A 15870-nucleotide genomic window follows, 5' to 3' on the forward strand; every position below is an offset into this window, starting at 1 on the left:
TGGCTTGTCTCTATCAATGTATGGTATATTATTCTCACAAAAAACATAGTAAGGAGATTGGAAATGGAAAAAACACTGGTGTTTGGACACAAAAATCCGGATACGGATACAATCTGCTCGGCAATCGCTTACGCGGCGCTGAAGAAAGAGCTGGGCTGGGATGCCGAGCCGGTTCGTCTTGGTGAAATCAACGGTGAAACCCAATATGCGCTTGATTATTTCAGCGTAGAGGCTCCGCGTCTGGTAGAACAGGTTGCCGCTGAAGCCAAGCAGGTTATTCTGGTGGATCACAACGAGCGCCAGCAAAGCGCCGGCGATATTGATCAGGTCCGTGTGGTTGAGGTTATCGACCATCACCGGATTGCCAACTTCGAAACGGCTCATCCGCTGTATTACCGCGCAGAGCCGGTCGGCTGTACCGCGACGATCCTGAACAAGCTGTACAAGGAGAATGGCGTTGCCGTAACCAAGGAGATTGCCGGCCTGCTGCTGTCCGCCATCATTTCCGACTCCCTGCTGTTCAAATCGCCTACCTGCACGGAGCAGGATGTGGCCGCTGCACGCGAACTGGCAGCTATTGCCGGAGTCGATGCCGACAGCTACGGTCTGGCTATGCTCAAGGCCGGCGCCGACCTTAGCGACAAATCGATCGCACAGCTGATCTCCCTGGACGCCAAGGAGTTTACAATGGGCAGCCACAAGGTGGAAATTGCCCAGGTTAATGCTGTGGATGTGAACGATGTGCTCTCCAAGCAGGCTGAGCTGGAGACTGCGCTCAGCGCCATCATTGACGAGAAGGGCCTGGATTTGTTCCTGTTCGTCGTTACTGACATCCTTAACAACGATTCCGTCGGTCTGGCTCTCGGCCGCATCGCCAGTGCAGTGGAGCAGGCATACAACGTGAAGCTTGACGATAACAAGGCGCTGCTGAAGGGTGTTGTCTCCCGTAAATCGCAAATTGTGCCGGTGCTTACCGAGACAATCGCCAAGCTCTAATTGAGCCACTGAAATAATGATTGAGCCGCTTTGACAGCGGCGGCAAGCTCCGCCGGCAGCCCTTGGGTATGCCGGCGGAGCTTTTTGCGTTGGCGGGGCAGGAAAGGGAAGCGGCGTGGCTGCGATTTCAGGATTTCCCGGGTATCTGCTAAACTAGGGTGAGCAGACCAAAGAGGAGGGAACTTGAATGATCCAGATATTTTCCGCCCAAACGGCGCATGTGTTTGATCATGGCTGGCTGAAGGGGAGCCATTTGTTCTCGTTCGGCGATTATTACGATCCGGAGAATACCGCCTTCGGGCCCATGCGGGTGTTCAATGACGATACGATTGCTCCGGGCAAGGGCTTCGGCGCCCACCCCCACAGTGATATGGAGATCGTCTCCATCGTGCTGGCCGGAACGCTGCGCCATGAGGATAACCTCGGCAATGTAGCGGAGAGCGGTTTCGGAGGGATTCAGCGGATGTCCGCGGGAACGGGTGTGATCCATACGGAGCATAACCCGTCGGCGGAGGAGCCGGTGCGGCTGCTGCAGCTCTGGTTCATGCCGGGCACGCGGGGAACCGCCCCCTCCTACCGTGCGGGACGCTATGATCCCGAGAAGCTGCACGGGCGGCTGCTGCCGGTAGTGTCGCCGGAGGGCGGCGCAGAGGTTATGGATATCGCCCAGGATATGACGATCTACCTGGGCCGGGCCGGTAATGGGCAGGAGCTCACCTTCCGGCAGGCGGAGGGACGGCGCGTATTTCTCTATCTGATCGATGGCCGGCTTCGGTTGAACGGGGAGCATCATCTGGCACCCGGTGACTCTGCACGGATCGTAGAGGTCGGGGAATTAACGCTGTCCGCTGATGAGGACAGTCTGGTGATGCTGATTGATTTGCCGTGAGACAGTCGAACCTTTAAGGGAGGGAAGAGGGATGGCGCAGCAGGAAAGAGTATTGGTGAAGCATGCGGTAACGGGCAGAATGCTGGTCAGCAGCACGGACGGGATTTCCTACCGCTTCGACCTGCAGGGCGGGCTGACTCTGATTACACTGCACGGCGTGTCACCCGAACAAGGCAAGGCGGTGACGGAGCTGAAGTCCGAGCTGAATGTGTTCCGCTTTGAGGAGCCGGAGGGCGGTCCGGTGGTCAAACATTGGTATTACGTCGGCAGTAATCCTGTAGAGTATGACGAAGCTGCAGGAAGCCTTGTAATTACTGTGCAATCAGAAATTGAATACCGGCCGGACCAGTATTGGGAGTGAACCCTCACATCAGAAGTTAATTTGATGTTTGTTCAGCGATTTCATAGAGGTCCTGTCCTGGTGGAAAGGACATTTGGCATTGACAATCCGCGCTGGGTATACTAGCTTTGTTATGAAACGTAACACGAAAGTATGGAGACAGGAGAAATGAACAAAATGGAACTGTTTGCGGCAATGGAGCGGGACGATTACGAAGAGCTGTTGTTTTGTCAGGATAAGGCGTCGGGCCTGAAGGCGATCATCGCCATCCATGACACGACACTTGGACCCGCACTGGGCGGGACGAGAATGTGGACATACGCTTCGGAAGAAGCGGCTGTGGTGGATGCACTGCGGCTGGCCAAAGGCATGACGTACAAGAATGCTGCTGCGGGTCTTAACCTTGGCGGAGGAAAGACCGTCATTATCGGCGATCCGAAGAAGGATAAGAATGAAGCCATGTTCCGCGCCTTCGGCAGATATGTTCAGGGCTTGAACGGCCGTTATATTACTGCCGAGGATGTCGGCACGACCGAAGCGGATATGGACATCATCCATCAGGAGACGGATTATGTGACCGGCATTTCCGCCACTTACGGCTCTTCCGGCAATCCTTCGCCGGCGACGGCTTTCGGTGTATATCAGGGGATGAAGGCCGCGGCCAAGGCCGCCTTCGGCAGTGATTCACTCGCCGGCAAGTCGGTAGCCGTGCAGGGTGTGGGCAATGTATCCTTTACCTTGTGCAAGTACCTCCACGAAGAGGGAGCGAAGCTTATCGTCACCGATATCAACAAGGATGCGGTGAACCGGGCGGTAGAGGCCTACGGTGCCAAGGCGGTTGATCCTGCCGACATTGTCTCCGTAGAGTGCGATATCTATGCGCCGTGCGCACTGGGGGCAACGATCAATGACGAGTCGCTGCCTGTACTGAAAGCGAAGGTTGTCGCGGGAGCGGCCAACAACCAGCTGAAGGAGCCGCGCCACGGCGATGCTCTCCACGAGAAGGGCGTGGTATACGCACCGGATTATGTGATCAATGCCGGAGGCGTCATCAATATCGCCGATGAACTGAACGGCTACAATAAAGACCGCGCGTTTAAGCAGATTGCCAAGATCTATGACAGCATCACCCGTGTCCTGGAAATATCCGCGCAGTCCGGTATTCCGGCGTATCAGGCGGCAGACCGTCTGGCCGAAGAGCGGATCGCCCTGCTCCGTGCAAGCCGCAGCACCTTCCTGCGCCGTGAGCATCATGCGATCAGCAGAAGAACCTTTAACTAAACCTATATCTATTGGCATGATAGCCCGGACTCTGTTACTGCGTAAGCAGGACAGGGGCCGGGTTTTTTGGTGATTTCCGTTCATGGCAAATCCATCAATTCATTATGTAAAATATTACTGGACTTAGTGAGAAATGTCGCGGTGTTCCGTGTGGTTGATCTAGGAAAATAGAAAACGATTACAGTGATATCACGAGGGGTGGAAGCCTGTGTCAGCCATCAATGCATACACGGAGTTTGATTATGGAAGCAAAGATTCTTATTTTGACGGGAAGCTGATAGAGTACATTGGCTGGAGATTGGCAGGATGGCTCGTCACCGTGTGTACGCTCGGTATTTGTTTTCCCTGGTCGGTCGTAATGATTTACCGCTGGAAAACAGAGCATACGGTAATAGAGGGGCGGCGCCTGCGATTCGAAGGCTCGGCCGTCAGCTTGTTCGGACACTGGATCAAGTGGTTTCTGCTGAGTATTATTACCCTGGGGATTTACGGCTTCTGGGTTGGCATTAAGCTTGAGCAGTGGAAGACAAAGAACATCCGGTATCAGTAGAACGGCAAATCACAAAGCCCATTTCCGCAGGCTGCGGGAATGGGCTTTGTTTACGAAGTAATTACTACATCTTCTGCGGCTCCGGATAGGCAACGTCAAGCGTGTCCACTGTTACCTTCTTCATAACAGGAGGCTGCTCCGGCCGGTCGGAATCGTCGCGCGGAAGGTTGACGATGGCGTCTACCACATCCAGTCCTTCGATGACTTTGCCGAAGGCGGCATATTGGCCATCCAGGTGGGGAGAATCCGCTGCCATGATGAAAAACTGCGAGCCGGCGGAATCCATCGCCTGGGAACGGGCCATCGACAGCACGCCAGTCGTATGCGCCAGGTTGTTGGTGAAGCCGTTGGCCGTGAACTCGCCGGCGATGCTGTAGTCCGGGCCGCCCATGCCGGTGCCATCGGGATCACCGCCCTGGATCATGAAGCCGGGGATCACCCGGTGGAAGATCGTACCGTCATAGAAGCCTTGTTTAATCAAGGAGATGAAATTATTAACGGTATTTGGGGCTACTTCCGGATACAGCTCAGCCTTGATGATTCCGCCGTCCTCCATCTCGATAGTGACCACGGGATGGCTGGCCGTCTCCGACGGTACGCCTTCGCCTTGAGCAGCTCCGGAGGCGTTGTCTTGCGGTGCCGCGCTTGGTTCTGCAGTGGCGTTGCTCTGCGGTGCATTATTGGCGGCATTGTTCGCTGCCGGCTTGTTGCCGCAGCCGGCCACTGCGAGTAGCAGCAGAGCCAGCATGAGCAGCAGCATGGATTGTTTGGTTGCGCGTTTCACGTCTTGATCTCTCTCCTTTTGTGTATAGCGATTCATTGTATTCCATTCCCCATCATACCCTCTTTGACCCGCTTCTTGCAAAACCGATGCTGTCCCAAACCTTGGCATCTGCGGCCAAAGAGGTTTACAATAAGTAAAGGTCTTCTTTGAAAATCCGGAAGAGGCGGTGCAGCAGCATGAAATTTTCATGGAAGCGGAACCTGATCGTGCTTTGGCTGGGAGTGTTTTTTTGCAGTACGGCTTATTCGATCTCGATTCCGTTTATGTCTATCTTTCTCAGTGACCAGCTCGGCGTTACGGAGCATTTGGAGCTATGGTCGGGGATCAGCTTTGGGATAACGTTTCTCGCCAGTGCGCTTATTTCCCCGTTTTGGGGATCTCTGGCCGACAAATACGGCCGCAAACCGATGCTGATCCGTTCAGGCTTTAGCCTTGCGGCGCTATATTTCATTAACTTTTTTGTTCAGGACCCTTATGTGTTCGTGATTGTGCGTATCTTCCAGGGACTCCTGGCCGGCTTTGTACCGGCGGCTATCGCCATGGTAGCCACCAACACGCCGGAGGAGAAGACGGGCTACGCGCTCAGCATTATGGCGACGTCCGGCGCCACGGGAAGCATCATCGGTCCGCTGATCGGCGGAGTGGTCAGTTATTATTCTAGCAACCGCAGCGCTTTTCTGTTCTCGGCGGTGATTGTGCTGGTATCGGCGCTAATCGCCACCTTTTTTGCAAAGGAGGAGAACTACGACCGCTCGGCGCCGCGCTCGCATGTGCGCGACGATATCCGTGAAGCGGCCCATAACCCCGCCTTCATGACACTCCTGTCCCTGGCGGGAATCGCCACCTTCTCGGTGATGATTCTTGAGCCGCTGCTGCCGATCTACTTGCTCGATATGGGCGTCTCCCGGGACAGTGCCTCCTTAAGCTCAGGAATCGTGTTCTCGGCCGTCGGCATTGCTACGGTAATCATGGCGCCGCAGTGGGGCAAGCTGGGCAGCCGCAAGGGCTTTGGCCTGATTTTGTTCATCGGGCTGATCGGCGGAGGCATCGGCAATATTCTGCAGTATTTTGTTACAGGCTATGTGGAATTTGCGGTGCTGCGTTTTGTATACGGCCTGTTCTACGCAGGGGTCCTGCCCTCGGTCAATGCGATGATTGTCCAATCGATCGATCCGGGCTTCCGCGGGCGGGCGTTCGGGCTTAACCAGGCGGCTACGCAGCTGGCGACGATGGCGGGACCGATCATCGGAGGCTTGCTGGGCGGGCTGATTCCAATCCGCTGGGTCTTTGTCGTCAACGGTGTACTGCTGCTGGTAGCGGCGGTGCTGGTGAAGACGCGCAGGCTCGAAGCCAAGGTGGAGGCCATCCGTGAGAAGGCCGTCTCCGCAGCTCTTCCGGGTTAAGCTGCTTCGGCAGGCGTACATAGCTGCGCTTCTATACTCTAATAAACAGCAGCGCCGCCGGACCCGTGGGTTCGGCGGCGCTGCTGTTGTCTGTGCAGTTATTCTTCTTCACCGGTGGAACCGTTCAGCACATCGGTTCCCGGCATAACATCCACCGGCGGAGCGGCAGGGTCTACCGCTGTGCCGGGCTGAAGCTCATCGGCATCGGGAATATCCTCCAGCGGCTGTTCCTCTTCGTCCAATGAATCCGCCGTCGTCTGCTCGTCCTCGGCATAATCAATGGCACCGCCGGCCAGCCCCGCAGCGCTGGCGGCGAAGAGCGCATCCGACTCGACGAGCTCGTCGCGCTCTGCCGGCGGTGAGCTCACAATGCCGCCATGCCGTTCAGCACGGCGGCCAAGCTCCGGCTCCGGCTGGTACAGGCCGATGTCGGCGGCCAGGATCGAATCGCCCGTCAGGGCAGGATCGGCCTCTTCGTCGGGGACCCCGTCGAAATCGATGGGATGCCGGCCGACCGGTTCATGGCTGGCCAGCGCCGACTCGAGCGGCCGGGTATTCGCCGCAATATCATCCTGGCCTGCGGTCTGTTCAGTAATCGTACCAAGAGGCCGCAGTTCCTCCAGCGGTATATCCTGATCTTCCGGTGCATTCCTCATGGTATTGTAGCGTTCATAGGCGAAATCAGCTTCGGTTTTATTGAATTCATTGCCCATAGCGGTTCAACTCCCTTTTATCTTTGGTTGATTTCCTGCCTGCGCATTACTTGTCCTCTGTCTCCTTATCCGCAGTCGGCAGTGCCTCCCGCACTGCGGCACGCTGATCGCTATCCGGCAAAGCCCCGGGATAGCTTCCTTCCTGAAACAGGCCAAAATCCTCATCAATATCCCGTTCGGTCACCAGATCCTCCTGGTGTGGCTGAGCCGCCGCGCGGAATTGTTCTTCTTCCTTCATAGGCGCCCTCCTTGTGAACTATAATCATTCTTTACCCGTTTACCCGGCGGCGAATCCATGCGGCACTCTTAATATAGGCAGCGCATGGGTTGTTTAACCGGAGAAGCAGGACGCTAATTTCGAGGGATTTTGCAATATTAGGCAGGGATGAGCGCGAAGCTTGTCGAAAGTAAGAATCATACGAACTATAAAAATACCACTTACGGTTTATTGAGGTGCCAAGATGAAGTTGCTATCGCCAAAGCGGACAGCTGCACTGCTGTTCCTGCTGCTCCTGGCCGCCGCCGTGCCATTCGGCACTGCTGTGGAATGGGACGGATATCCCGGCACTGTATTGCAGGGTTATGAATATGTGTGGGAGGGCCCGGAGTCCCTGACGCCCTTTGAGGCGGCGGGCCTTCCCGCCGAGCGCTGGAGTCCGCTGGAGGCGGAGGGGCATGTTCCGGAAGAACCGCCGGAAGCGGGAGCGGTCTGGCTGCGGGTTCCTCTTCCGGCAACGCCGGCGCAATCCGTGCTGTCTCTGGAGAGAATCTATGGCTCAGACCTGCAGGTATACAGAAATCAGACGCTTATCTATGAGTCGCTTGAACCCGTACGCTCGGGCGGCAGCAAGCTGCTGATTCCTTTAACAGGGGCCGAAGGCGAAGGGATGCTGTATCTGCGCAGCTCGGGCGGACATATTTTCGGAGTCGACGGGGACAGCAGGGTGGGAGCGTACAATCAATTGCTGGGATACCATATCAAGCGGGATCTGGTGGATCTGATTATCGGTGCGGCGCTGATCTTTATGGCGGTTGTCCTGCTGCTTGGTCTGATGTTTCTCCGGCTGGATTTCTTTGCGGGCGGCTTTTGGCTGATGCTGGTCGTACTGTCGCTGGGCGTGATGCTGATTGCCTATTCACCGGTTCTCCCGCTTGTCATGCATGGCGGAGACCGCTGGATTGAAGTGGCCTTTGATCTGGCGCTCTATACCCTGCTGCCTTCGTTCACTCTGTATTTCGAGAAAATGTTCTACCCGGAAGGGCAGCGGTGGCTGCGACTGTTCCGGAATATTCAGATTGCTTATTCGCTCGCCTGCCTTGGACTCATGGTTGCCAACTCCCTGTTATCCTTCCGGATGGATCATCTTTACCGGCTGTTCAGCGTCGGGATACTTGGAGTGGTGATGATGGGACAGCTGGTGGTCCTGCTGCTGCTTGCACTCTCCCGGGCCCGGCGCCACAACCGCTCCGCGATCTATTTCACCGCAGGCTTCGGCGTATTCGCCGTCATCACCCTTGGGGAACTGCTGGCTTACTACCTGAGCTCGGGAAGCTATCAGCTGTATTGGTGGAAATGGGGAATCGTTGTCTTTATCGTTGCGCTGATTGTTGTGCTTGGACAGAAATTTGCCGAGAACTATAAGCGCACACTGTCTTATTCCAAAGAACTGGAGAAGCTGGGCAACGAGCTGCAGCGCTCGGAAAAAATGGAAATGATCAGCGAGCTGGCCGCTTCCGTAGCGCATGAAGTGCGTAATCCGCTCCAGGTGACACGGGGCTTCCTGCAGATTCTCGGTGAACGCTCAGGCCAGAAGGAGAAGGAATATTTGCAGATGGCGCTCCAGGAGCTTGACCGGGCTTCGGTGATCATTACCGACTTCCTGACCTTTGCGAAGCCCGTTGTCGAAACTGTCGACGGGCTCGATGTGGAGGCGGAGCTGCGGCATGTTGCCGGAATTATGGTGCCGCTTGCCCACCTGCAGGGTGGCTCTATAGAGCTCCACCTGCAAAGCGGGCTGCAGGTATTGGGCAGCTCCTCCAAATTCAAGCAGGCCTTCATCAATCTGATCAAGAATAGCATCGAGTCACTGCAAGAGAACGGAGTCATCCGCATCACAGCCTGGAAGTCCGGACAGCATATCATTATCAGCATAAAAGATAACGGTGAAGGGATGAAGGTCAGCGAGCTGGCCCGGCTGGGAGAACCGTTCTACTCCAACAAATCCAAAGGCACGGGGCTCGGGCTGATGGTCACCTTCCGCATTATCGAGGCTATGGACGGAACGGTGCAGTTTCAAAGCGCCAAGGGAAAAGGCACCGAGGTCATTGTGAAATTGCCATTGTACGGAAATATAGAAAAAGATTAGCGAAAATTGTTTGGCGGGAGGGATAGGGACTGCCCGGGGCGAAATAATAACGGAGCAGAACATCGGTTCTGAAATTTTTATTCGGGGTGCTTGCATGCGATTGGTGGCTAAATTTGGACAAATCTCTCTGCTGTTATGCCTGATTTGGACGCTTTTCGGCTCCTTTGTGGCAGCGGCAGAGGGAGGATATGCCTCAATTGAAATTACAGACTGGCGGGTGAAATGGGGAGACTCGGCCGGGACCGGGTCGAATGCGATTCCTGATACCAAGGAGCCGGGATGGATCGCCGCAGACGGCGCCCAAGGAGCATTGGAGCTACCGGATGGGGCATCCTCTGCCTGGACGCGTGTTCAACTGCCGCAGTATAGCTTTACATCACCGTCTGTATACATTGAGAAGCTATATGCACTGCATGTGCGGGTATATGTAGAAGACCGGCTCGTGTTTGAAGCGGGGCGAGGCTATATCAAGGACCAGTATTCACTCCTCGTTCCGCTGAACACCGCAGACGCGGGTAAAGCCATGTATATCTGGACGGAGACGCTTCAGGACCGGATCGGTGTCAAGGATAAGATCATCATCGGGGAACATAGCGTGCTGGTCAAGGATTATATCAGGAACGGGCTGATCGACGTCATTTTGGGCGGTGCGTTTATATTTGTGGCCATCGTGCTGTTCGTGTGTTCCTTCTATTTAAACAAGGAGTATTTTCCGATTGCCGCAACTCTCGCCGTAGTGATTGCTTCCACAGGAGTGCTTTCGGTTACTTATTCGCCCTTTATCTATACCTTTTACAGTTATCTGGGACCGGCTAGCATTATCTTTTACGATATCGCCCTCTTGTCGCTGCTTCCGGCGCTCACCTATCTGTTTGAACGGATCTTTGGCGGGGGGAAATACGGCATCATCCGTAAATTCCGCAAATTTCAGGCGGGCTATTCCCTGTTCTGTCTGATTTGTCTTGTGATAAATCTAATCTCCGGCAACCGGTTTGTTGAGCTTTATTATTTCGTTTCGACCACGGTTGTGGGTGTCATCCTTATCCTACAGTTTGTATTGCTGATTGCCTGTGTCGTTCTGTTCGCCCTGAGAAGGAACCGGGATGCCATTATATTCGCGGTGGGATTCGGCTTCGCGGCACTGACCAGCGTGCTTGAGCTTAGCTGGTACTATTACCGTGAAGGGGATTATGATCTCTTTTACTGGAAATGGTCGCTGGTCGTGTTTATCCTGTCGCTGATCATTATTCTGGGACGCAGGCTGGCGCTGAATCACCAGCAGGTGGTGAAATACTCGCGCGAGCTGGAGCTGTTCAACAATGAGCTGCAGCGGTCGGAGAAAATGGAGATTATCAGCGAGCTTGCCGCCAGTGTGGCGCATGAGGTCCGCAATCCGCTTCAGGTGACGCGGGGCTTCCTGCAGCTGCTCAGCGAGAAGTCCAGCGGCGACGAGAAAAGCTATCTGACCATGGCGCTCAGCGAGCTGGACCGTGCGGCCAGTATCATTACGGATTTCCTGACCTTCGCCAAACCGGAATTCGAGCAGATTTCCTTGCTGAACGTACAGGATGAATTCAAGCATATCGAGAGTATCCTGCGTCCGCTCTGCCATTTAACCGGTGGCAAAATGGTAGTGGAAGTCGGCGACCAGCTCTGGGTAAGAGGCAATTCGTCCAAATTCAAGCAGGCATTCATTAATATCATCAAGAACAGCATTGAATCCCTTGGTGATGACGGGGTGATTCAGATGTCGGCTTATGCCAAAGGGGACAAGGTGTACATCCATATCAAGGATAACGGGGAGGGGATGGATCATGATGTGCTCGGCCGTCTCGGTGAACCGTATTTCTCCAACAAGACGAAGGGGACGGGACTTGGCCTGATGGTTACATTCCGTATTATTGAAGCGATGCGCGGCGAGATCCGGTTCATCAGCAAAAAAGGAGCCGGAACCGAATCCGTCACCGTTCTGCCGCGGGCAGACAATCCGGAGGCTTCCGACTCCCAATCATAGGACTACTGTTTACCAGGAACCGTAGGGCTTGATGTCGGCTTGCATAACTCCGGAAGAGGGACTCTGTGGAATCACGAGGTAGAATTCATTAGAGCCTTCTTCCACTGCTTTGAGTGTAATGTGGTCAGGAAGATGTACGCCCAGTGCTTCAAAGAGTGCTGCCTTTGGATCAGCGAGCAGCTTCTGCTTGAAGCCCGGGTCTTCCCATGCTTTTTGAATGACCTGATTCTTAAGAATTGCTTCGGACACAACAATCACCCTTTCGATTGGATATAATTTCCTCAACAGTATATCATAGGCTTTTCTATAATTCTATGACTCTTTCAGGTGTTTGGAGAGCCAGTAGCCGAGACCGCCGCCCTGGAGGCGGCGTTTCTCTTCTTCTATCGAAAGCGCGATGCTCTGCAGATTCTGGGAGAGTGTCCGGTGGAAGCCGGCCAAATGCGGAATCCGCAGCCTGCTGTCCGTGAGCTGTCTGTCATGGGCTGCAGCAATCTCGGAGTACTGGGTGAGGCCGCTCCGCGTAAAGATAAACGCCCTGACCTGCTCCGGGGATAGTTCCGTTCTGGCAATTCCGGACCGGCTGCTGGTAAAGGCGAGCAGGCAATTGTAATTGCCCTCCGCGAAATCCTCCTCCCAATCCTCGTAGTCGTCCAGCATCTGCAATGTAATCAGCACTGTATGAAGCAGGTCTTCCAGAGCGGAGATGTCCTCCGCACGATTGGTGAGCAGGAGAATGGCTGTACTGCAAAGCTTGAGGGGGCTGGCCTTATGGGCAATGCGGATACGGTCCTCCAGGAAGAAGTCGCTCTCTCTTTCACGGGTTACGCTGTCCGCCCATTCGCGGATATACCGGTTGAAATAGGACCAGAACGGAGAATCCGCCGGGAAGAGCGGACGGTATATATTCATGCATTCGGTGAACAGCAGATTGGCGAGCGGCAGCTTGTCCGCCGAAGCGGGGTCCCGGGTATCCATCAGATCATCCTGCAGAAAAAAATATAGCATCAGCAGAACATTCCCCGCGGACATGCCGCGTATCAGCTGGAGGTCAAGGTTATAGCCTGGGCGGAGCCAGAACGGCAGCAGATAACAAATAAAATTCTTGTGGCTGCCGTCACTGAAAGGATTAAACCGGTCAAGATAAGCCAGCCCCTGTGTGCACAGCGGCGGCGGGAAGGATGCGATAATACCGCGGCTGGTTGCAAAGACTTCGCGCAGGTCCGCTTCATAGTCATTCAGCCAATCCATAATGATATCCCCTGTCAATAAAATAAAGATAAAGTAAAAATATGGATGTATGTATGTTTTGATTATATACTTGCCTTTCGTTTCTTTACAATGAAATTATGGGAGGGAAAAGGGGATGAACTGGTACACTACCGGTCAGATGCTGCATGCAATCCGGATTGGTCAAAAAGCCTCAACTCCCGATGGACGTACAGTGCTGCGGACCGCACGCGGCCTGTTCTGGAGCGGGGGGAGAGCGGATGGCACCGTTGTCGAGCTGAAGGACTACTTGTTCACGGAGATATGGAACCTCTATGAGGATGCCGAGAGCCTTGAGGCAGGCGCCGGGCGGGAAGCGCAGGAGCGCCGCGAACGCGAGATGCTGGAGAATCAGTATGAGGAGGTACGCCGGCTGGGAAGTATCTCCGGCAAGGCAAACGCTGAGCAGGAAGGCCAGCTGTGAGGCGGAGCCAGCCGGAAAGGCCGGCTGCTGCGGGTCTGCCCGCCGCAGGCTGGCTGCCGCAAACACTGCTGCTGCAGGGATTGTCCGCCGCAGACTGGCTGTCGCAAGCTGCTGCTGCAGGTTTGCCCGCCGCAGGTTGGCTGTAGCAAACTGCTGCTGCGGGTTTGCCCGCCGCAGGCTGGCTGTCGCAACTGCTGCTGCGGGTTTGCCCGCCGCAGGCTGGCTGTCGCAAACTGCTGCTGCAGGGATTGCCTGCCGCAAGCTGGCTGTCGCAAAAACTGCTGCTGCTGCGGGGATTGCCCGCCGCAGGCTGGCTGTCGCAAGCTGCTGCTGTGGTTCGGCCGCCGCAAGTGCAACGTAAGCCCTATTTAGTATAGTTGTATTTTGTACACTTATTTCACTGAAAAGCAGCCGTCCAATGAAAATAGCTGCACTTTCTACAACTAAAAGTCCGGGGAACTGCCAAAGTAAAGGAATTCCCCCGGTTTAGTTGTATCGAGTGCAGCTATTTGCTCTTTTGCGGTTAATTTGCAGGATTTAGTTGTACAAAGTGCAATTAGCCTACATCATTCAGCCCATCCGATTCACCGATATATACATTGCGTGGCTGAGCGTTGGCGGATGTGAAGGGAGCATCGACTAACCTCCTGTATATCAGCGCACCTCCCTGGTAACAGCGCACGCTCCGGGATCAGCGCACGCTCCGGGATCAGCGCACGCACCGGGAATCAGCGCACCTCCCGGGAATCAGCGCACGCTCCCGGGAATCAGCGCACCTCTCGGGACACTAGCGAACATTCGCGAATACCGGCGAATATTCCCGGGCACGGTGTGCGCCGGGCCGTTACCGTTCCGGCGCAAGCCGCTGTGCCAGCGCTGTATATTCCCCGCGCAGCCGCAGCAGCTTCGCTGTGCTGCGCTCATAGCCGCCGGGCCGGTTGCGCCGGCTCCAGCAGCCCCGGTAATGGTGGAGCAGAGAATCAAGCTCATGAATCTGCCGCTCCACCATAGCGGTATTTATCGCTCCGGCATCCTGCTCCAGAAGCCGCTTGAGCCGGGCCAGCGAGATCGCGTGCTTGACGAACAGAATGCCGCTGCGCAGCTCCTCCAGCACCAGCTCCGCATCGTCACAGCCCAGCTCCAGCAGCGCAAGCTCCGCTTCAAGCCCTGTGATATAACGATCAAGGGCATCCAGATGCGCTGCAGTCAGCTTGCCGGACAACCGGAAATTGTCCAGACGGCTGCGCAGCAGCATTGACAATTCCGTATCGTTCGCACGGTAAGCTCCGGATTCCAAGAGGTAGTAATTGCCGAGGTCCAGCAGCAGTTGGCCGATTTTCCCCGAACGGTCACGATAGATGAAGCTGTTCAGGTAGCCTGTCACATCGGCCGTCAGGTTGTTCTCTACCTGCCAGGCCAGCGCTGCGCCATAGACGAACCCCGGATAGCTGACCGGCAGCTGCTGCCAGTGACCATGGTCGCCCCAATCGGTAATGAGGTAGCCGGCCGCTCCGTTACGTTTGCCGTGGATGGCGGCGCTGCGCAGGTTACCCAGCATATTGTCGGTTCGGCCGGTCAAGGAATTCCAGGAGCTGGTTCCCGGGCAGATATAGAACGGAATACCGGCTTCCCGGAATTTGTCCGTGTCTTCGGCGAAGGGATGATCGTCGCCATAGCCCCATTCCATAGCGATGATATTCTTCGGCAGCTGGGGAATCAGCTCCGGGTATTGCAGGATGATGTCTCCCCAGAACTGCATCGTTTTGCCGCGTGCCTCCACAAGCTCCTGTATTTTCTTCAGAAAAGACAGGTAGAGATTGCCCTTGCCCGCAGAAGCAGCCGCGGCCTTGCTTTTGCCCATCCCCACCTCATAGGTCTCATCGCAGCCTACATTAAATAAGTCCGAGGTGAAATAAGGAAGAAGGTCGTCGTACATTGTACCCAGCAGCTTCAGCACTTCAGGGTCTTCGGTATGGAATGTGCCCGGCTCCATCGACAGGCCGTCCGGATGGAAATCGCTGTCGTACATCCCTTCGGGAAGCATAAAGCCATCAGGCATTTCTGCAAGGTGGTTGAACTCCGGCCGGGTGAGCCAGCCCTCCATATGCCCGAAGCTGTTCTGATTGGGAACGAGTGCAATATAGCGCTCGCGGCAATAGTCATTCAGCAGCAGGATTTCTTCCCCGGTGATGGGGGTTTCCAGCTCCCAGACGGCGGGAAAGGACTCATAGGCAAAAGGAGCTCCTTCTATATATAGCTGCAGCTGGTTCAGTTTAAGGTCCGCCATCAGATCAACGATCCGGTACAGTGTGGCAAGCTGGGGAATTTTGTTGCGGCTGATGTCGATCATCAGCCCGCGGGCGGCGAAATCCGGCTCATCATAAATCTGCAGGCACGGCAGGCTTCTTCCGCAATGCGCCAGCAGCTGCTTCAGGGTTGCCACTGCATAATAGGCGCCTTCCGGAGAGCTGTAGGAAACGGAAATTTCTTCAACAGAGACGGCGATTTCATAAGCCTGCATGGAGAGCAGGCGGTTATAGCTGAACCGGAATGCGGCAAGGTCCTGCTCATGGTCGCCCAGCGACAGCTGCAGATGCAGGTGCAGGCTCTGCTCCAGGATTCGTTGAAGCCTGCGGACGGCGGGCAAGGCGGAGCGGTTGGCTTCTCCGGCCAGTGCAATGGTGGCTCCTGACGGAATACGGTAGTGCCCTTCCAGAAGCTGCAGGTTGCGGGGGCGCGGCAGCAGCGGCAGGCTGTTGGGATCTGACATAGCGGAACACCTCTTCTTCATGTAAAATATAGGCATCTTCGTAATCAAGATAACATTCCTGCATCAAGGGG

16 protein-coding genes are annotated in these 15870 nt (G+C 55.3%); 10 read left to right on the forward strand and 6 right to left on the reverse strand.

Features of this window, described 5'->3' with window-relative positions:
• The first annotated feature begins 63 nt into the window (after positions 1 to 63).
• The 5 genes from F1379_RS00790 to F1379_RS00810 all read left to right on the forward strand — a co-directional run bounded on the left by F1379_RS00790 (position 64) and on the right by F1379_RS00810 (position 4056).
• On the forward strand, positions 64 to 996 hold the full coding sequence (locus F1379_RS00790) for a manganese-dependent inorganic pyrophosphatase (protein WP_150265305.1): 933 nt from the start codon (positions 64 to 66) through the stop codon (positions 994 to 996).
• A 187-nt stretch (positions 997 to 1183) separates the two neighbouring features.
• A complete protein-coding gene (locus F1379_RS00795) occupies positions 1184 to 1885 on the forward strand; it encodes a pirin family protein (protein WP_150265307.1) in 702 nt (233 codons plus the stop codon).
• 31 nt (positions 1886 to 1916) lie between these two features.
• A complete protein-coding gene (locus tag F1379_RS00800) occupies positions 1917 to 2246 on the forward strand; it encodes a hypothetical protein (protein WP_150265309.1) in 330 nt (109 codons plus the stop codon).
• A gap of 156 nt (positions 2247 to 2402) precedes the next feature.
• Positions 2403 to 3506, forward strand: a complete 1104-nt coding sequence (locus F1379_RS00805; protein ID WP_150265854.1) for a Glu/Leu/Phe/Val family dehydrogenase — start codon at positions 2403 to 2405, stop codon at positions 3504 to 3506.
• A 217-nt stretch (positions 3507 to 3723) separates the two neighbouring features.
• A complete protein-coding gene (locus F1379_RS00810) occupies positions 3724 to 4056 on the forward strand; it encodes a DUF898 family protein (protein WP_150265856.1) in 333 nt (110 codons plus the stop codon).
• 64 nt (positions 4057 to 4120) lie between these two features.
• Here F1379_RS00810 and F1379_RS00815 read toward each other — a convergent pair whose 3' ends face one another.
• Positions 4121 to 4816 (reverse strand): peptidylprolyl isomerase, encoded by a 696-nt coding sequence (locus F1379_RS00815; protein WP_150265858.1) that lies wholly within the window; start codon positions 4814 to 4816, stop codon positions 4121 to 4123.
• Positions 4817 to 5016: 200 nt separating this feature from the next.
• Here F1379_RS00815 and F1379_RS00820 point away from each other — a divergent pair, with 200 nt between their 5' ends.
• A complete protein-coding gene (locus tag F1379_RS00820) occupies positions 5017 to 6243 on the forward strand; it encodes an MFS transporter (RefSeq protein ID WP_150265311.1) in 1227 nt (408 codons plus the stop codon).
• A gap of 98 nt (positions 6244 to 6341) precedes the next feature.
• Here the strand turns inward: F1379_RS00820 and F1379_RS30150 are convergent, their stop codons facing one another.
• On the reverse strand, positions 6342 to 6956 hold the full coding sequence (locus tag F1379_RS30150; protein ID WP_239004502.1) for a hypothetical protein: 615 nt from the start codon (positions 6954 to 6956) through the stop codon (positions 6342 to 6344).
• Between the two features lie 46 nt (positions 6957 to 7002).
• Positions 7003 to 7194, reverse strand: a complete 192-nt coding sequence (locus F1379_RS00830) for a hypothetical protein (protein ID WP_150265313.1) — start codon at positions 7192 to 7194, stop codon at positions 7003 to 7005.
• Positions 7195 to 7417: 223 nt separating this feature from the next.
• Here F1379_RS00830 and F1379_RS00835 point away from each other — a divergent pair, with 223 nt between their 5' ends.
• A complete protein-coding gene (locus tag F1379_RS00835) occupies positions 7418 to 9322 on the forward strand; it encodes a sensor histidine kinase (protein WP_150265315.1) in 1905 nt (634 codons plus the stop codon).
• Positions 9323 to 9416: 94 nt separating this feature from the next.
• Positions 9417 to 11336 carry a sensor histidine kinase gene (locus F1379_RS00840; protein WP_150265317.1) on the forward strand — a complete coding sequence of 640 codons (1920 nt, stop codon included), beginning with the start codon at positions 9417 to 9419 and terminating at the stop codon, positions 11334 to 11336.
• Between the two features lie 9 nt (positions 11337 to 11345).
• Here the strand turns inward: F1379_RS00840 and F1379_RS00845 are convergent, their stop codons facing one another.
• Entirely contained in the window at positions 11346 to 11585 is a 240-nt protein-coding gene (locus F1379_RS00845) for an NHLP leader peptide family RiPP precursor (protein ID WP_150265319.1), read from the reverse strand.
• A gap of 63 nt (positions 11586 to 11648) precedes the next feature.
• Positions 11649 to 12587, reverse strand: coding sequence for a hypothetical protein (locus F1379_RS00850; RefSeq protein WP_150265321.1), 939 nt, complete (start codon positions 12585 to 12587; stop codon positions 11649 to 11651).
• 115 nt (positions 12588 to 12702) lie between these two features.
• Here F1379_RS00850 and F1379_RS00855 point away from each other — a divergent pair, with 115 nt between their 5' ends.
• Together F1379_RS00855 and F1379_RS29655 are read left to right on the forward strand one after the other, a co-directional pair.
• Positions 12703 to 13029, forward strand: coding sequence for a hypothetical protein (locus F1379_RS00855; protein WP_150265324.1), 327 nt, complete (start codon positions 12703 to 12705; stop codon positions 13027 to 13029).
• Positions 13026 to 13175 carry a hypothetical protein gene (locus tag F1379_RS29655; RefSeq protein ID WP_162551040.1) on the forward strand — a complete coding sequence of 50 codons (150 nt, stop codon included), beginning with the start codon at positions 13026 to 13028 and terminating at the stop codon, positions 13173 to 13175. Before F1379_RS00855 ends, F1379_RS29655 begins: the two co-directional genes overlap by 4 nt.
• Positions 13176 to 13873: 698 nt before the next feature.
• Here F1379_RS29655 and F1379_RS00860 read toward each other — a convergent pair.
• A complete protein-coding gene (locus F1379_RS00860) occupies positions 13874 to 15799 on the reverse strand; it encodes a beta-N-acetylhexosaminidase (RefSeq protein ID WP_162551041.1) in 1926 nt (641 codons plus the stop codon).
• Positions 15800 to 15870: the final 71 nt, after the last annotated feature.

The organism is Paenibacillus tepidiphilus, from assembly GCF_008635795.1.
GTDB classification, from domain to species: domain Bacteria; phylum Bacillota; class Bacilli; order Paenibacillales; family Paenibacillaceae; genus Paenibacillus_AQ; species Paenibacillus_AQ tepidiphilus.

Coding starts and splice junctions, on each gene's coding strand:
- F1379_RS00850 (WP_150265321.1), bottom strand. CDS start 12,587: ATGGATTGGCTGAATGACTATGAAGCGGACCTGCGCGAAGTCTTTGCA.
- F1379_RS00860 (WP_162551041.1), bottom strand. CDS start 15,799: ATGTCAGATCCCAACAGCCTGCCGCTGCTGCCGCGCCCCCGCAACCTG.
- F1379_RS00830 (WP_150265313.1), bottom strand. CDS start 7,194: ATGAAGGAAGAAGAACAATTCCGCGCGGCGGCTCAGCCACACCAGGAG.
- F1379_RS00795 (WP_150265307.1), top strand. CDS start 1,184: ATGATCCAGATATTTTCCGCCCAAACGGCGCATGTGTTTGATCATGGC.
- F1379_RS30150 (WP_239004502.1), bottom strand. CDS start 6,956: ATGGGCAATGAATTCAATAAAACCGAAGCTGATTTCGCCTATGAACGC.
- F1379_RS00840 (WP_150265317.1), top strand. CDS start 9,417: ATGCGATTGGTGGCTAAATTTGGACAAATCTCTCTGCTGTTATGCCTG.
- F1379_RS00815 (WP_150265858.1), bottom strand. CDS start 4,816: ATGCTGCTGCTCATGCTGGCTCTGCTGCTACTCGCAGTGGCCGGCTGC.
- F1379_RS00835 (WP_150265315.1), top strand. CDS start 7,418: ATGAAGTTGCTATCGCCAAAGCGGACAGCTGCACTGCTGTTCCTGCTG.
- F1379_RS00855 (WP_150265324.1), top strand. CDS start 12,703: ATGAACTGGTACACTACCGGTCAGATGCTGCATGCAATCCGGATTGGT.
- F1379_RS00790 (WP_150265305.1), top strand. CDS start 64: ATGGAAAAAACACTGGTGTTTGGACACAAAAATCCGGATACGGATACA.
- F1379_RS00800 (WP_150265309.1), top strand. CDS start 1,917: ATGGCGCAGCAGGAAAGAGTATTGGTGAAGCATGCGGTAACGGGCAGA.
- F1379_RS00820 (WP_150265311.1), top strand. CDS start 5,017: ATGAAATTTTCATGGAAGCGGAACCTGATCGTGCTTTGGCTGGGAGTG.
- F1379_RS00805 (WP_150265854.1), top strand. CDS start 2,403: ATGGAACTGTTTGCGGCAATGGAGCGGGACGATTACGAAGAGCTGTTG.